Genomic DNA, 16,044 nt, shown 5'->3' with positions numbered 1-16,044 from the left:
TCGTCCGGATCAGCCCATCTCATTCAATGGCTTCTGCCCAATAGCAGGCTTATTTTTGACAGTCTCATGCTGTCACCTCTTCTATCTAGCAGGCTCTATCGCAAGCGAAAGGCCAGCTCCTCCCGTTTCATTGTTGCCTGTTGCCTATGTTCTTGATCTTTCCGAAATACTTCATTATAGAAAGGTTGCGTTCCATGAGACACATCGGATTACCTCCAAAACAGGGTCTATATGACCCGCAGTTCGAAAAAGACGCATGCGGAATGGGTTTTGTTGCCAACATCAAAGGAGTACCTTCACACGATATCGTTAGTCAGGCACTAACCATGCTCAGTAACATGGAGCACCGTGGAGGACAGGGAAGTGAGCCGAATTCCGGTGACGGAGCAGGTATCCTGATTCAGATTCCACATCGTTATTTTGCACAGGAAGCAGACCGTCTTGGTTTTGCATTACCTGAACAGGGATTCTATGGCGTGGGAATGTTGTTCATGTCCCAAGACCCTGCCATCCGTAGTGCGCACGAAGAGAGCCTCAAGAAGATTATTGAAGAAGAAGGACAGACGTTCCTGGGTTTCCGGGATGTGCCTACTTTTGATGAAATGCTTGGCCGTTCTGCACTTGCAGCGAAACCTTATGTACGTCAGGTGTTCATTGGAAGATCCGCAGATGTGAAGGATGAGCTTGGATTCGAACGTAAACTGTATGTTGTTCGCAGACGCGCTGAGTTGGCTATTCGATATTCGGCAGATGAAGCAGAAGGTGGTTCATTCTACCTGCCAAGCTTGTCTTGTCGCAAAATTGTTTATAAAGGCATGCTCACAACGGAACAGGTGGGAGAATTCTATCTGGATCTGCAGCATGATCTCGTGGAATCTGCGATTGCACTCGTGCATTCCCGTTTCAGTACGAACACCTTCCCGAGCTGGGAACGTGCCCACCCGTATCGCTTCATGATCCACAACGGTGAGATCAATACGATGCGTGGTAACGTGAACTGGATGCATGCACGGCAGTCCTTGTTCGAGAGTGAATTGTTCGGTGACGACATCGCCAAAGTGAAACCGGTCATTAACCCGGATGGTTCCGATACAGCGATGTTCGATAACACACTGGAGTTCCTCTATCTCAGTGGTCGTTCACTGCCACACGTGGCCATGATGATGGTTCCTGAACCTTGGAGCACAGATGAGGGCATGGACCCTGCCAAAAAGGCATTTTATGAATATCACAGCACAATGATGGAGCCTTGGGATGGACCAGCAGCAATGGCCTTCACAGATGGTTTGCAGATTGGTGCCACACTTGACCGTAACGGTTTGCGTCCAGCTCGTTATTATGTAACCAAGGATGACCGCATTATCCTGTCCTCAGAAGTTGGGGTGCTTGATATTGCGCCTGAAGAGATCCTGTACAAAGATCGTCTGCGTCCAGGTCGGATGTTGCTTGTGGATACACAAGAAGGCCGCATCATCTCAGATGAAGAAGTAAAAGCGATCATTGCAGCCGAGAATCCGTATCAGGATTGGCTTGATGAGCATTTGATGGATCTGAGCGAGCTGCCGGAAGCACCGGAACTTCCTGATCCAAAACATGATAACGTGACCCAGCTTCAGCTGGCATATGGATATACATTTGAAGAGCTTCGCAAAATCCTGGAGCCAATGGCGACAACAGGTATGGAAGCTACCGGTTCGATGGGCTATGATGCACCACTGGCTGTGCTGTCGGATCGTCCGCAGCGTCTGTACAACTACTTTAAACAGATGTTCGCCCAGGTAACCAACCCGCCAATCGATGCAATCCGTGAAGAGATTGTAACGTCTACGGCAACAACCATTGGTCCTGAGCGCAACTTATTGAACCCTGAACCGGAGAGCTGTCGCCAGATCCGTCTGGATACACCGGTATTGTCCAATGAAGACTTTGCAAAGATTCGCCATGTGCGTCGCCCAGGCTTCCGCTCCATGACGATTCCGATTTTCTTCACCGCTGCGGAAGGAGCAGAAGGACTGCGCAAAGCAATGGATCTGCTCTTCGAAGCTGCGGACCGTGTCATCGACAAAGGTCATAACATTCTGATCCTGTCTGACCGCGGTGTAGACGCAGAGAATGCGGCCATTCCTGCATTGCTTGCTGTAGCAGGTCTGCATCACCATCTGATTCGTCAGGGAACCAGAACAAAAGTCAGCATTTTGCTTGAATCAGCAGAGCCGCGTGATATTCACCACTACGCATTACTGCTGGGTTACGGTGTGAGTGCTGTGAACCCTTATCTGGCCTTTGAAACGCTGGATGACATGATTCAGCAAGGATTGCTTCGTGGCATTTCGCATGAGAAAGCAGTGAAAAACTACATTAAAGCAGCTACCAAAGGCGTTACGAAAGTGTTGTCCAAAATGGGGATTTCTACGATTCAATCATATCGTGGCGCTCAAATCTTTGAAGCGGTGGGTCTGAAATCAGACTTCGTTGACCGTTACTTTACCTGGACACCTTCCCGGATCGGTGGAATTGGGTTGGAAGAAGTGGCAGCCGAAGCGCTGACACATCACAACCGTGCCTTTACGGATAAAGACGGTAACGATAAAGTATTGGATTCCGGTGGCGATTATCAATGGCGTAACGACGGAGAAGAGCATCTGTTCAATCCGCAAACCATTCATACGTTGCAACACGCAGTTCGTACCGGAGATTACAAGCTGTATAAAAAATATTCCAAACTTGTGCAAGGTGAGAATGATCAGCTGTTGACCATTCGCTCCATGCTGAAACTGAAACCGGTTGGAGCTTCCATTCCACTTGAAGAAGTTGAATCCGTAGAAGATATCATGCGTCGTTTCAAAACGGGTGCAATGTCCTTCGGTTCAATTAGTAAAGAGGCGCATGAAGATCTTGCCATTGCAATGAACCGTGTTGGAGGTAAGTCCAATACCGGTGAAGGTGGAGAAGATCCGGCTCGCTTCATTAAAGATAGCAACGGGGATTCCCGTCGCAGTGCTATTAAACAGGTCGCATCCGGACGTTTCGGTGTTACTTCCAACTACTTGGTTAATGCCGACGAAATTCAGATCAAAATGGCACAGGGGGCAAAACCGGGTGAAGGCGGACAACTGCCAGGACGCAAAGTGTATCCTTGGGTTGCTGAAGTCCGTGGTTCAACACCGGGTGTAGGTCTGATCTCGCCACCGCCGCATCACGATATCTACTCGATCGAGGATCTGGCAGAGCTGATCTATGACTTGAAAAATGCCAATCCGCGTGCTGAGATCAACGTGAAGCTCGTATCGGAAGTGGGCGTGGGTACCATTGCGGCAGGTGTAGCCAAAGGGCGTGCCGATATTATCCTCGTCAGCGGTTATGACGGTGGTACAGGTGCATCTCCGCAAGGTTCGATTCGACATGCGGGTATGCCGTGGGAACTGGGTCTTGCAGAGACACATCAAACGTTGATGCTGAACAATCTGCGTGATCGCGTCGTACTCGAAACAGATGGCAAAATGCTTAACGGCCGTGACTTGGCGATTGCAGCTTTGCTTGGAGCTGAAGAGTATGGTTTCTCTACCGCACCACTCGTTGCACTTGGCTGTATCATGATGCGTGTCTGTCAAATGGATACCTGTCCGGTGGGTGTAGCAACACAGAATCCGGAGTTGCGTAAAAATTATATGGGTGATCCGGCTCATGTGGTTAACTTCATGCGATTTGTTGCTGAAGATGTGCGTGAGATCATGGCTGATCTTGGTTTCCGTACTATTCAGGAGATGGTCGGACGTACAGATTGCCTCGAAACGGTAGAAGCCGTAGATCACTGGAAGAAAAAAGGTGTGGATCTGTCTGTATTGCTGCACGTGCCTGAAATGCCGGAAGGCTCTGCGCGTTACCGTACACAGCATCAGAACCACCAATTGGAAGAAACGCTGGATATGCAGCAATTGTTGCCACTGGCACAGTCTGCTATTGAATCCGGTCAACCGGTTGAAGCGGTGCTTCCAATTACGAACGTTAACCGTGCAGTAGGTACCATTCTGGGTAGTGAGATCACACGTAAATATGGACTCGCAGGATTGCCTGAAGATACGGTTAAATTCAAATTTGTGGGCTCTGCCGGACAAAGCTTTGGGGCCTTTGTACCTAAAGGCATGACCTTGACCGTTGAAGGGGATTCCAATGACTACGTAGGTAAAGGATTGTCCGGAGGTAAACTGATCGTGATGCCTTCTCCGAAAGCAACGTTTGAGGCGGAAGATAACATCATTATCGGTAACACGGCTCTCTACGGTGCAACAAGCGGTGAAGCGTATATCCGTGGTATTGCGGGTGAGCGATTTGCTGTACGTAACTCCGGTGCCAAAGTAGTCGTTGAAGGGGTAGGCGACCATGGTTGTGAGTATATGACGGGTGGACGTGTCGTTGTACTCGGCGATACAGGTCGTAACTTTGCAGCAGGGATGTCCGGAGGTATTGCCTATGTCTATGATCCGGAAGGCACATTCTTGCAACGTTGTAATCTGGAAATGGTTCTTTTGGAGCGTATCGAAGATGTTGCCGAAAGTGCAGATCTGCGAGGCATGATTCAACGTCATGTTGCCAATACAGGAAGTGCTGTCGGTCAGCGCGTTCTGGATAACTGGCAAGATGCGGTGAACCAGTTCGTTCGGGTTATTCCGAAGGACTTCAAGCGTATGACTGAGCAGATTGAACGGGTTCAGGCGACGGGCTTGACTGGAGAAGCAGCACTGCTTGCAGCGTTTGAAGCAAATATGCGTGAACTTGCACGTGCTGGGGGTTAACTCCTTGTTCAAAGGTGAACGTGCATGAACAGGTTGTATTAAGAATAATAGGAGCTATATGGTTGCCATTTTGGCACCATATAGCTCCTATTTGGCTTTCGACAAAATTAGAACCCCTTCAAAAAACGTTATCGTCATGAGACGACAACATCACGGAACGTTCTCAAGTATAATAAGGCTAGTTTTGGAGGGCAGGGAAAGTATATAGATAAGAGAGGTTAGCGGAATGAATATGAAGCATCCAAACAGGGACGATCGTAGGCCGACAGGGAAACAAGTCGAAGCAACCCAGATGGACATCATGAAAGTTTTACTGCAATGCGGAATCGACCCGGAGCGTTGGAACCATTTCATATCCTCCGTCAACAACAAGCGTCCTTGACACAATAGATAACCATGGAATGGAGGGAATTAGGACACAAAAAAAAGCCCAGAAGCCAGAGATAGCATCTCTTGGGAACTGGGTCCTCTTTTCGGGTTTAGTCCATGCTGCGTTCCATGCGGACAAACGCAATAAAACGACGTGCCTCTTCTTCCGTTAAGGACTTCCCATCAATCATCAGATCGAAGCGTTCTAACACTTCTTTGTCCGATAACTCCAAGGTATCAACGAATTCACGTACGTCCTCATCCATCACGACATCGCTTTGCTTCGTACGTCCTATAAGATAATCAATAGACACATCAAAGATGTCAGCAAGTCTCGTTAACACTTCGAAGTCCGGTTTACGTCGGTTCTTCTCGTAGTGGGAGAGAGCAGCTCTGGTAATATGAATGGAGCTCGCAAGTTCTTCTTGAGTAAGTCCCCGCTGTTCCCGTAATTCAGCAATGCGATTTCCGTAGCTCATAAGCTATTTCCCCCTGAACGACATCAAATATATATAGAAACAATCCTGAGCCAAGTTTTTGATCAGGGCAGCTTTCCTGCAAAAGAGTAACTCCTCATAAGTTTCCTTTAACCCATTTCCATTTGTAAATAGGTCTGTCTAAGGACATCTCAAATTGTCGTAAATCAAAAGAACCATGTCCAAATACCGCTTGACATGATACGTTTTGTATCGTAAATTGGACGTATGGAGTTACAAAATGTATCATTTGGGATATTTTAAGTATCTCCTTGTTGCCTGGACCATATACCTGTGAGAAGGAAGTAGAGGCAGTCCATGTAGGCTAATCCATTCTAAAGGAATGAAACCATGCAATCAATAATTCAGGAATGGGCTGATATGAAATTAAATGTCCATATGTACATTCAGGAGTTTCATAAGAAAATGGTAGACCACAAAAGACGCCCTGTTCTGTTACTTGGAATGGACACTCAAGCAATCACCTTCCTGAGCGACCTGAACTTGCCAGTATCATCAGAAATGCTCATAGGTTTGGATGTTGAAGATCAGCATGTATGTGTAAGACTTCACGCAAGGTTGCAATGGAAACAGCCCTTCGGAGAGCTCACAATGTATCATTCAAATTTGCATATTCAGCACGAACAGAAACTATATATAACTGGACAGTTAAACACAATGCTTACTGAAGTTCAGTTTCCCACGGTTTCCCGTTCTCAGTATGAAAAGGCAACAGAGCAGAAGGATCTGCAGAAAACCTATCATTACATTGATTTCACCATATAATTCCAAGTCGATTCTTAACAAATTCTGAACAAAACATGTACTTAACGCCATTTTACTATATTTCATAGCGTTATGCATTAGTTCTTTAACACCAAAAGCATTTGCGCAATGAATAAATGGGCGAGGGGGCTCATACTATTTCAGGAAGTTTGGATATGGTTGAAATGCACTGCCACATATTATCCGGTCTGGATGATGGTCCTGTTCGAATGGAGCAGTCCGTTGCGATGGCTGAGAAGGCGGCAGCCTCTGGAATCACCTCCATTATTGCTACTCCGCATCACCTGAACGGGCAATACAACAATGAACCGATGGTGGTTAATCAGGCCGTGAACCTGCTACATGCAGAACTTCACAAACGTAACATTCGCCTGGAGATCCGTCCCGGACAGGAGATCAGGGTGCATGACAACCTGATTGGAGACTTATATGCAGGAAAGTGCTGCACACTCGCCGGAAGTCGTTACATGTTGCTGGAACTGCCCTTTGGTCATATTCCCTCACAGTTCCCCAGGATACTGCATGAATTACGAATAGCGGGAATTACCCCTATCATTGCTCATCCGGAACGCAATCGTATCATTTTGAAGAAGCCAAAGTTGTTGGCGGATTATTTGAGTCAAGGCGGGCTATGTCAGCTTACGGCTCAATCTTTCACTGGGCTTTTCGGACGGAAAGTTCGGCAGTGGTGTTTTCATTTTTGTAAAGAAAACGGGTTTCATTTCATTTCATCAGATGCACATGATACGTGCAAAAGGACATTTGCCATAAGTGAAGGGGAGCGGGTGATTGAGCGTCGTTTTGGAGCTGAGGCCGTTAAGAGGCTTGCAGAGAATGCGTCGCACATCCTATCGAATTCGTGTCTTGTCACAGAACGCTGGAAACCTCGCAAATGGCTACTGTCCATCTGGTAGTTACATAGGATAGATCACAACGTATAGGAGGAATGAAAGTGGAACTGAAAGGATATTTTCGACTCTTACAAAAGAAACTGTGGTTGATTGTTGCAATTGCTCTGGTAGCGGGTGTGGGTGCAGGGGTCAAAAGTATTTTCTTCACCCAACCGATCTATGAGGCGAGTTCCAAGCTTATCGTGAACCAGACCTCCAATGTTCAAGGCCAGGCGATGATGGACTTCAGCATGATTCAAACCAATATCAAACTCATTAACTCCTACAGAGAAATTATTAAATCTTCAGCCATTATGGATAAAGTGGCTTCCACGTATCCAGACCTTGGCTTAACCTCAGCACAGCTCATGAATAGCACCTCCGTCTCTACAGCCAGCGAATCCCAAGTGATGAGCATAACTGTACAGGGGACTTCCTACGAAAAAGCCGCAAAAACGGTCAATGCCATCTCCAACGTGTTCCAATCTCAAATCCCCCTAATCATGAAAATCGATAATGTCGCTATCCTCAGCGAAGCCAAAGTGGATAGTAACGCATCTCCAATTAATATGAAAACCACATTAAGCATCATTGTCAGTCTGTTCGCAGGTTTTGTGCTCGCGATTGCACTTGTATTCCTGATGGATTATCTGGATGACACATTCAAATCCGAGACTGAACTTGAAAAAGAACTAGGCCTGCCTGTGCTTACGGTGATATCCAAGATGAAAAAAGATGATCTGAAAAATACGAAAAATTACGTATCTCAACAGAAAGTGGGGGATGGCAAATATGTCACGGCTAACCAATGATAATAACAGTCTGGTGACCTATTTTAACTCCAAATCTCAAATCTCGGAGGGGTACCGTAAATTGCGGACCAATATTCAGTTCTCCTCAATCGACAGTCATATCAAAAAAATCATGGTGGCTTCGGCCGAAGCCGGTGAAGGCAAGACCACCACCATTAGCAACCTGGCGGTCACCTATGCTCAGGAAGGCAAAAAGGTTCTGCTGATTGATGCCGATCTGCGTAACCCTTCTTTGCACCAGGTGTTTTCCGTACCCAATCATATCGGGCTTAGCAGTGTGCTGTCCAATCAGTACGGTGTGGAAGAAGTGCTCAGAGAGAGCTATATCGATAATCTTCAGTTATTCACTTCCGGCCCAATTCCGCCCAATCCGTCCGAGATGATCGGTTCCAACCGGATGAAGAGGCTCATGGAGAAGTTAGAGGATCAATATGATGTCATCATGTTTGACACGCCACCGGTGCTCGCAGTAACGGATGCGCTCATTGTGAGTTCGCTGTGTGATGGTGTGCTGCTGGTCGTGAACTCAGGCAAGGTCAAGAAGGAATTGGTGAAGAAGACCAAGGCTGCTCTGGAGCATGTGAATGCACGAATCCTGGGCGCAATCCTGAACAATATCAAAAACGTTGCAGTTCCGGTGGGTTACGGAGAGAAATAAAGTTCTGTCCGTTGCTCCAGGTAAACAGGTAATGTCTACTGCACCTTTATCACTGTAGGCACTCGGTCATGCTGTGGGTTCAGTGAACCTTAGACGTTAATCGTCGAAGGTATGACGTGAGGACGGGTTAGATGCCCTGGTTCAACTTTTAAACTAAAAAAAGAGGATAGGGTGGTATTTATGAAAAAAGTGAGAAAAGCAATCATTCCTGCAGCTGGACTGGGTACACGTTTTTTGCCAGCCACGAAAGCGATGCCCAAAGAAATGCTCCCTATTGTGGACAAACCAACTATACAGTATATCGTTGAGGAAGCCATTGCCTCTGGAATTGAAGACATTATCATCGTAACAGGTAAAGGGAAGCGTGCGATTGAAGATCATTTCGACAACGCTTTTGAACTGGAACATAACTTGCTGGAAAAAGGGAAGCTGGGCCTGCTTGAAGAGGTTCGCAAATCCTCTAACGTGGATATCCACTACATAAGACAAAAAGAGGCCAAAGGACTTGGTCATGCTGTCTGGTGTGCACGTAACTTTATCGGTGACGAACCTTTTGCCGTGTTGCTCGGAGATGATATCGTCGTATCGGAAGTGCCATGCACCAAACAATTGATTGATCAATATGATCAGGTTCAACATTCCATTGTTGGCGTACAAACCGTACTTGCTGAACAAACAGACAGATACGGCATTGTGGACCCGCTTCAATCGGATGGCCGTTTGACAGAGGTTCTCAGGTTCGTAGAGAAACCTGCCCAAGGCACAGCGCCTTCCAACCTGGCGATTATGGGGAGATACGTACTGAGTCCAGAGATTTTCGAACATCTGGAACAACAAGAGATTGGCCAAGGGGGAGAGATTCAATTAACAGATGCGATTCAGCGTTTAAATGAGACACAAGGAGTGTATGCTTACGATTTCGAGGGAGTACGTTATGACGTGGGCGAGAAACTGGGATTCATCCTGACAACCATTGACTTCGCTCTGCAAAAACAGGAACTTAGAATTCCAATGCTGCAAGCACTGCAACATATTTTGGAAAAAGAGTCGGTAGAATATGCAGCCGGGGGGGAGTTTGAATGAGTCCATCTCCCCAAACGAAGGAAGCGGAGATTGTTATGGACCCAAGTCTGGGGTACAACGCATCAACGATGTCAGGACAAAATGCGGATAAAGTGTATCTATTTATGAAAAGAATGCTCGATTTGCTGGGTTCTTTCATAGGTTTGATCATTTTGTGCCCCTTGTTTGCGGTCATCGGAATACTAATCAAAATCGAGGCCCCTCAGGGGTCTGTTTTTTTTCGTCAGGTACGGGTTGGACAGAATGGGAAAGAGTTTCATATGTACAAATTCAGGTCCATGGTTGCGAATGCTGAAGATTTGCTGGAACAACTGATCGATCAGAATGAAGTGAACGGGAATATGTTCAAAATGAAAAACGACCCCCGCATTACCCGCATTGGCAAGTTCATTCGGAAGACCAGTCTGGATGAGCTGCCTCAGTTGTGGAACGTGTTCAGAGGTGAGATGAGTCTCGTTGGACCCAGACCAGCTCTGCCCAGAGAAGTGAAGAACTACACTTCCTATGACAGACAACGCCTGCAGATGATCCCGGGATGTACGGGATTATGGCAAGTCAGCGGTCGCAATAGTGTTGGGTTTGAAGAAATGGTAGAGCTGGATCTGACGTATGCCCGTGAACGCAGCATGATGGTGGATATCAAAATTATCTTCAGAACGTTCAAGGTGCTGGTAGGTTCGAAGGATGCGTTTTGAAACACGATTCTGGCTTTGAGGTGGCATAGCAGATATGCAAAAAACCGGTATACTTGCTGCATTAAATTTGAAGTCGTTTAACATCATTTTGTTTTCACTGATAATCGTCTTCGCAGCAATCTATCTTCCGCTAGTTTCAGTTGTTGCACTTATAGCTGTGATTCTGCTGGGCGTTTATATTAAACAGCCCAGCTGGATTTTTATGATTCTTATTGTAAGTTTCTCATTGTCCATTGATAAGATATTTAGCATTCATCTGGCAGGACTGGATTCGCTGTCCTTCTACAAGCTGGCGATTCTGGGTTTTGTCATTTCTCTTTTTTTACGATTTGGTATTCGAAAAGATCTGATATATCCTGCACTCGCAATTGTTTTTTTATTTGTGGAGAGTTATTTTCTATCGGATCTGCCCAGTAAGGTTAATCCGCTGGATCCATTCAAGGCCTTTCTAGGAGTCATTGTTCCTTTTTTGTTGCTGATGCCCCATTTTTCAAGAGAGATCAGTCAACGAATTATACGTGTACTCGCATGGTTACCACTGTTCAGTCTCGCTGGTGGTTATATTCTGCAACTCGCCGGCATATTGTCCATTACGAACCTGGAGATGTCGGGCGTAACCCGGTTACAGGGAGCTAATATCGCCGCGCATCTGGCCATGTTGTGTTTTATCTCGATCTGCGTCTGTCTGATCCAGATCAAGCAAGGCCATCAGGTTGTACTGTATTACATGCTTACCTTGACACATCTGGTTATTCTGGTCCAGACAGGAACAAGGGGACCACTTATTGCACTCATTCCAATTATTCTGGTCTATCTTTTTGATCAACTGAAAGCCTTCATCAAAGGCAGGGTCAGTGCCATTATTCCTCTCATTCTATTCGTTGTGGCCGTCGCCTATATGGTGATTGCGCAGTGGGACAACTATGAGATGAGATCAGAGAGCAAAGGCTTGTCGGGAAGGGATGTAGCCTGGAACTATTTCATTGGTAAAGCTAATGAGTATCCGATATTTGGACGTGGGCTTGGCTCAACGCTCGTGGCTAATGATGGAAGTATCTTTTCTGGCTTCGTCGTTCCGCATAATGAATACATTCGTTTTTATTACGATGGCGGGTTAGTTGGAGCCATCCTGTTGTTTCTATCGTTGCTTCTGGTATTCCGTGCCGTATTCTTCCGATTGAGCGGCATGATCCGGTTGTATTTTGCCGGTATGATTATCGGTTTCCTGACCTATTCCTTTTTTGACAATACCCTGTCCACCGTTCATCTGATTGCTCCATTCTGTATCTTCCTGAACGCATTATATGCTACGGGAAAAGGAGTACACTCCAACTCAGGGGCGGAAGCAGAAGTGGATATCCAGGTACAGCGAGCCAAGGACGCATCCTTTTCAAAGGAGATTAGAACATGAAGGTCTGTTTGATCAGTTCTACAGGCGGTCATTTTGATGAATTGACCAAGATTATACCTGCGGTTGAAGAACATGATTATTTCCTGATTACCGAGAAGAACAAAAGCAGAAAAGTAGATTCATCTCAGGGCAAAATATACTTCTTAATGCAGCAAGAGCGTAAGAATGCGATGTTTTTGCTGATTTTTATGGCTAACATTATCAAATCATTCTTTTTATATCTGCGCGAGCGTCCAAAGGTCATCATTACGACAGGGGCAGGGGCCACATATCCATTTTGCCTCATCGGTAAAATCTTCGGTGCCAAGCTGATTTATATCGAAAGTTATGCCAAAATCTATTCCTCTAGCGCAACCGGGAGATTGATGTACAAAATCTCGGATGAGTTCTTTATCCAGTGGGAAACGTTGCAGGATAGCTATCCCAATGCAAAATACAGGGGGGCTTTATTTTGATATTTGCTATTGTTGGAACCCAGCGCTTTCCCTTCAATCGCATGTTCGAGCTTATTGATGAGGCGATTGAGGCTGGAATTATTGAAGAGGAAGTTATTGCCCAGTCGGGATATACGGAGTATCAGCCGCGAAACTTCACTGCAATTCCTTTCCTGACGCAGGAAGAGATGAATGGATACGTGCAGCGCAGCAGATGTATTATCACTCATGCGGGTGTTGGCTCCATCACGAATTGTCTCGAACGCGGCAAGCCGGTGATCGTCATTCCGCGCCGGAAAGAGTGGGGTGAACATGTTGATGATCATCAACTTGAGATTTCTAAGGTTTTTCAGGAGAACGGCTATGTTGCCGTTGCAGAGAGTCAGGCTGAATTACAAAAACTGGTTCCTTGCATAGAGGAGCAGACGTTCCAGCCTTATGTGAGAAAACAGTCTGATCTGATCTCATCCATCAAAAATTACGTGAATAGTCTGTAAGTATTCTGAAGATTAACCATGAAAAAAGGAGTCTATCATGAAACCAAAAGTATTGGTTGTTGGATCATCCTTGAAGGATATGGGTGGAATTGTGAGTGTCATCAAAAACATTGAGGATTCTTCCATCTCTGATATGTATGCCATGCAGCGGGTGGAAACGTATATCACGGGCAGCGTGTTCTCACGGCTGCTTATTTTTATACGGGGATTCATTCAATTCTGGATGAAGCTGTACACGTTCAAGCCGGATATTGTTCATATTCATATGGCGAACAACGGGAGCTTTTATCGGAAGTCACTATTCCTGCTAACCGCAAGAAAATTGTTTCGAAAGTCAGTCATTCTGCATATTCATGCGGCCAGCTTTGATGATTTCTACAATCGATTCGCCCTGCAGCGCAAGTATTGTCACTACATTTTGAATCAAGCCGATAAATTGATTGTCTTATCCCAGACGTGGAAAGAATACTTTGTCACGATTGTTCCGGAGACAGCTATTGAGGTGCTCTATAACGGAGTCTTTGTGAAAGAGCCCTTTGCGAAGGAGCAGAAGGCGGCAGTTAATGCTCTCTTCATGGGAAGACTGGGTGAGCGAAAAGGCGTCTATGATCTGCTTCAGTCTATTCAGCAATTAAAGGCGCTGGGCGTTACAGCTACCTTCAATCTGGCGGGGGATGGCGAAGTCGAAGAGGTCAAAGCGCTTGTACAGCAGTATGGAATCGAAGAGCGTGTCAACGTACTCGGCTGGATTAACGGAGAGCAAAAGGAAAAGCTGATGCGGGAAGCGGATCTGCTGGTCCTGCCTTCTTATCATGAGGGATTACCTATGGCCATACTTGAAGCAATGAATTGTGGCTTGCCCATTATATCGACCAACGTCGGAGGCATTCCCGAAGTGATTACATCCGGTCATAATGGGCTGTTAATCGAGCCGGGAGATGTGCACGGGCTAACATCAGCACTGGAATATCTCATTACGGATGAAGAGATTAGAGCAAGAATGGGTTCATATAACAGAGCGATTATATCGGATAGGTTCGATATGAATCTTCTCGTAGGCAGGCTGTCAGGAATATATGATGCACTTCAAGTGAAGGTATCCTAGTGAACAGGAAAAGGTGATGAAATGAACCCCTTGGTATCTTGCATCATTACGACCCATAACCGGGCCGAGTTATTGAAAAATGCGTTGAGAAGTGTACGAGAGCAAACACATCCGTATCTGGAGATTTTCATTGTGGATGATGGATCAGAAGACCAGACGCCAGAGATCTGTCAGGCTTGGGCCCGGGATGATTCACGGATTCGGTACATTCGGGTTCCATATCCCAAAGGAGCCAATCATGCACGGAATGTGGGGATATCCCAAGCCAATGGCAAGTACATTGCCTTCCTGGATGATGATGATGAATGGATGGCCGACAAAATTAAAACCCAGGCGGAAGTGCTGGAGCGTACGCAGGAATCGTTTACCTTTTGCAGCAAGTATCTCGCATACACGAATGAGCAGCATCAGGTGGTCAAACGGAAATTGTCGGTGGAGCCTCGTGATGTTGTACGGTATGAGGATCTGCTTACATTCAATTGGATCGGGGAAACGTCCAAAATCATGGTACTCACCTCGCTTGCCCGTGAAGTTCGATTCGATGAGAATCTGACATCCGCTCAGGACTATGATTTTTATCTGCGCATATTGAAACGAGGCTACATTGCCGTGAATGTGAAAGAACCGCTCGTGGATATCAATATCCATAGTGGGCCGCGCATTTCAACCTCCACAACGGCCAAGTACAAAGGCCAACGCAAGATTATTTTGAAATACTACAACGATATGTCCAAGGAACAGAAACGCCGCCAATTACATCATTATCGAATGCTCGAATGGTCGAGAAATACTCTGCGCAATAACGTTTATTTGAAAAAAGCACTGTCGCTGTATCCCTGGTGGAAAGATTGGGTGCTGCTCAAGCGTAATACCAAAATTATGATGCAAGGTTTTCTGATGAGATTTCATGCAAGACGCGCAGTTGGAACGTATACAGAGGAACCTGTGCGAATGAAACTAAAGTAAGAGGTGTCTGGATGGAAAATCCGACGGTGTATATGCTGCCTAAGATGATTGAGAACAATAAATTCAATGAGCTGTTATCCGATTCCATTGAGAACAAGGGATGGGAAGTAAAACAGTTTACCAAAAAAGATCTAATCAAACTGAGAAAAAATGATGTGCTGCATTTTCATTGGCCCAGCTTCTATTACAGAGGTTCATCCGTGCTGTCAACCGTGATCAAATCCATTCTATATGTTTTGATGATTTGTTTTGCGCGTGTGCGCGGTGTCAAGTTGTTTTGGACGGTGCACAACATTTGGCCTCACAACAGCGGTAAGACGCGCTTCGATTATTGGATGAGAAAAATACTTGTCCGAAACTGCTCCAAGCTGATTGTCATGGGCAAACCCCTGATCTCTGAGATCTGTTCGACGTTCGGGATTGATCCCAGCCGGATCGAGGTTATTCCGCATGGACATTACAAGGGCGTGTATCAGGGAAAAGGCGTGAATATTCGCTCCCGGTTTGGCATCCCGGAGGATAGTTATGTGTACGCGTTCTTCGGTCAGGTGTCACCCTACAAGGGCGTGGATGATTTGCTGGAGGCATTCAAGGAACTGGATTCGGACCAGGCCCATTTGTTGATTGCCGGTAAAAAAGTGAAGGACTACGATCTCGGTGAAGAATTCCTCAAGAGCGGTCATATTCATACCCATTTTCATTTTATTGAAGATGATGAATATTCGGACTATTTTGATGCGGTCGATTCCATCATTCTGCCATACAAGCAAATTGCAACTTCTGGTAGTGCAATTCTGGCTTTGACCTTCTGTAAACCGGTGGTGGCACCACGGATTGGCTTGTTGGAGGAATACCTGCCCGATGATTGTGCAGTACTCTATGAACCTTCCGATCCGGATGGATTGCTTAAAGCGATGAATATGATCCGTTTAAAACAATCGGTGTTTCAGGAAGGCAGTGGTTTTGTCAAAGCGTTAGAGCGGCTGGATTGGCCAGTGATTGCCCAAAGGACACTTACCCTGTACTCCAGTTAGTGCAGATGAGAGGGTGGACCTAATTGAACAATATG

At 46.1% G+C, this 16,044-nt stretch carries 15 protein-coding genes; 14 read left to right on the top strand and 1 reads right to left on the bottom strand.

Features of this window, described 5'->3' with window-relative positions; all coding sequences use genetic code 11:
* Positions 1–194: 194 nt before the first annotated feature.
* Both gltB and ACX9NY_RS17085 read left to right on the top strand, forming a co-directional pair.
* A complete protein-coding gene (gltB, locus tag ACX9NY_RS17090; RefSeq protein WP_472473957.1) occupies positions 195–4,793 on the top strand; it encodes a glutamate synthase large subunit in 4,599 nt (1,532 codons plus the stop codon).
* A gap of 226 nt (positions 4,794–5,019) precedes the next feature.
* On the top strand, positions 5,020–5,175 hold the full coding sequence (locus tag ACX9NY_RS17085) for a hypothetical protein (protein WP_215078381.1): 156 nt from the start codon (positions 5,020–5,022) through the stop codon (positions 5,173–5,175).
* Between the two features lie 97 nt (positions 5,176–5,272).
* Here ACX9NY_RS17085 and ACX9NY_RS17080 read toward each other — a convergent pair whose 3' ends face one another.
* Positions 5,273–5,641, bottom strand: a complete 369-nt coding sequence (locus tag ACX9NY_RS17080; RefSeq protein ID WP_047841965.1) for a helix-turn-helix domain-containing protein — start codon at positions 5,639–5,641, stop codon at positions 5,273–5,275.
* Between the two features lie 348 nt (positions 5,642–5,989).
* Between ACX9NY_RS17080 and ACX9NY_RS17075 the strand changes: the two genes are divergently transcribed.
* The 12 genes from ACX9NY_RS17075 to ACX9NY_RS17020 all read left to right on the top strand — a co-directional run bounded on the left by ACX9NY_RS17075 (position 5,990) and on the right by ACX9NY_RS17020 (position 16,009).
* Positions 5,990–6,424, top strand: coding sequence for a hypothetical protein (locus tag ACX9NY_RS17075; RefSeq protein ID WP_472473954.1), 435 nt, complete (start codon positions 5,990–5,992; stop codon positions 6,422–6,424).
* A 155-nt stretch (positions 6,425–6,579) separates the two neighbouring features.
* Complete coding sequence (locus tag ACX9NY_RS17070) at positions 6,580–7,338, top strand: tyrosine-protein phosphatase (protein ID WP_339240266.1); 759 nt, start codon at positions 6,580–6,582, stop codon at positions 7,336–7,338.
* A gap of 38 nt (positions 7,339–7,376) precedes the next feature.
* On the top strand, positions 7,377–8,126 hold the full coding sequence (locus ACX9NY_RS17065) for a YveK family protein (RefSeq protein WP_472473951.1): 750 nt from the start codon (positions 7,377–7,379) through the stop codon (positions 8,124–8,126).
* A complete protein-coding gene (locus ACX9NY_RS17060; protein ID WP_339240268.1) occupies positions 8,107–8,784 on the top strand; it encodes a CpsD/CapB family tyrosine-protein kinase in 678 nt (225 codons plus the stop codon). The genes ACX9NY_RS17065 and ACX9NY_RS17060 overlap by 20 nt, the downstream gene beginning before the upstream one ends.
* A gap of 180 nt (positions 8,785–8,964) precedes the next feature.
* Positions 8,965–9,867 (top strand): UTP--glucose-1-phosphate uridylyltransferase GalU, encoded by a 903-nt coding sequence (galU, locus tag ACX9NY_RS17055; RefSeq protein ID WP_253431548.1) that lies wholly within the window; start codon positions 8,965–8,967, stop codon positions 9,865–9,867.
* Positions 9,864–10,562, top strand: coding sequence for a sugar transferase (locus ACX9NY_RS17050; protein ID WP_413405052.1), 699 nt, complete (start codon positions 9,864–9,866; stop codon positions 10,560–10,562). Before galU ends, ACX9NY_RS17050 begins: the two co-directional genes overlap by 4 nt.
* A 34-nt stretch (positions 10,563–10,596) precedes the next feature.
* Positions 10,597–11,973, top strand: coding sequence for an O-antigen ligase family protein (locus tag ACX9NY_RS17045; protein ID WP_472473948.1), 1,377 nt, complete (start codon positions 10,597–10,599; stop codon positions 11,971–11,973).
* On the top strand, positions 11,970–12,428 hold the full coding sequence (pssD, locus tag ACX9NY_RS17040) for a PssD/Cps14F family polysaccharide biosynthesis glycosyltransferase (protein ID WP_339240270.1): 459 nt from the start codon (positions 11,970–11,972) through the stop codon (positions 12,426–12,428). The genes ACX9NY_RS17045 and pssD overlap by 4 nt, the downstream gene beginning before the upstream one ends.
* Complete coding sequence (gene pssE / locus ACX9NY_RS17035) at positions 12,425–12,904, top strand: PssE/Cps14G family polysaccharide biosynthesis glycosyltransferase (RefSeq protein ID WP_339259410.1); 480 nt, start codon at positions 12,425–12,427, stop codon at positions 12,902–12,904. The genes pssD and pssE overlap by 4 nt, the downstream gene beginning before the upstream one ends.
* Positions 12,905–12,941: 37 nt before the next feature.
* Positions 12,942–14,009 (top strand): glycosyltransferase family 4 protein, encoded by a 1,068-nt coding sequence (locus tag ACX9NY_RS17030; RefSeq protein ID WP_339240273.1) that lies wholly within the window; start codon positions 12,942–12,944, stop codon positions 14,007–14,009.
* A gap of 21 nt (positions 14,010–14,030) precedes the next feature.
* Positions 14,031–14,975 (top strand): glycosyltransferase family 2 protein, encoded by a 945-nt coding sequence (locus tag ACX9NY_RS17025; protein ID WP_472473945.1) that lies wholly within the window; start codon positions 14,031–14,033, stop codon positions 14,973–14,975.
* A gap of 11 nt (positions 14,976–14,986) precedes the next feature.
* A complete protein-coding gene (locus ACX9NY_RS17020) occupies positions 14,987–16,009 on the top strand; it encodes a glycosyltransferase (protein WP_472473943.1) in 1,023 nt (340 codons plus the stop codon).
* The last annotated feature ends 35 nt before the right edge of the window (positions 16,010–16,044 follow it).

This window comes from Paenibacillus sp. CB74 (assembly GCF_055687625.1).
The sequence above is the reverse complement of the archived record's forward strand: the minus strand, read 5'-3'. Positions and strand labels throughout refer to the sequence as shown.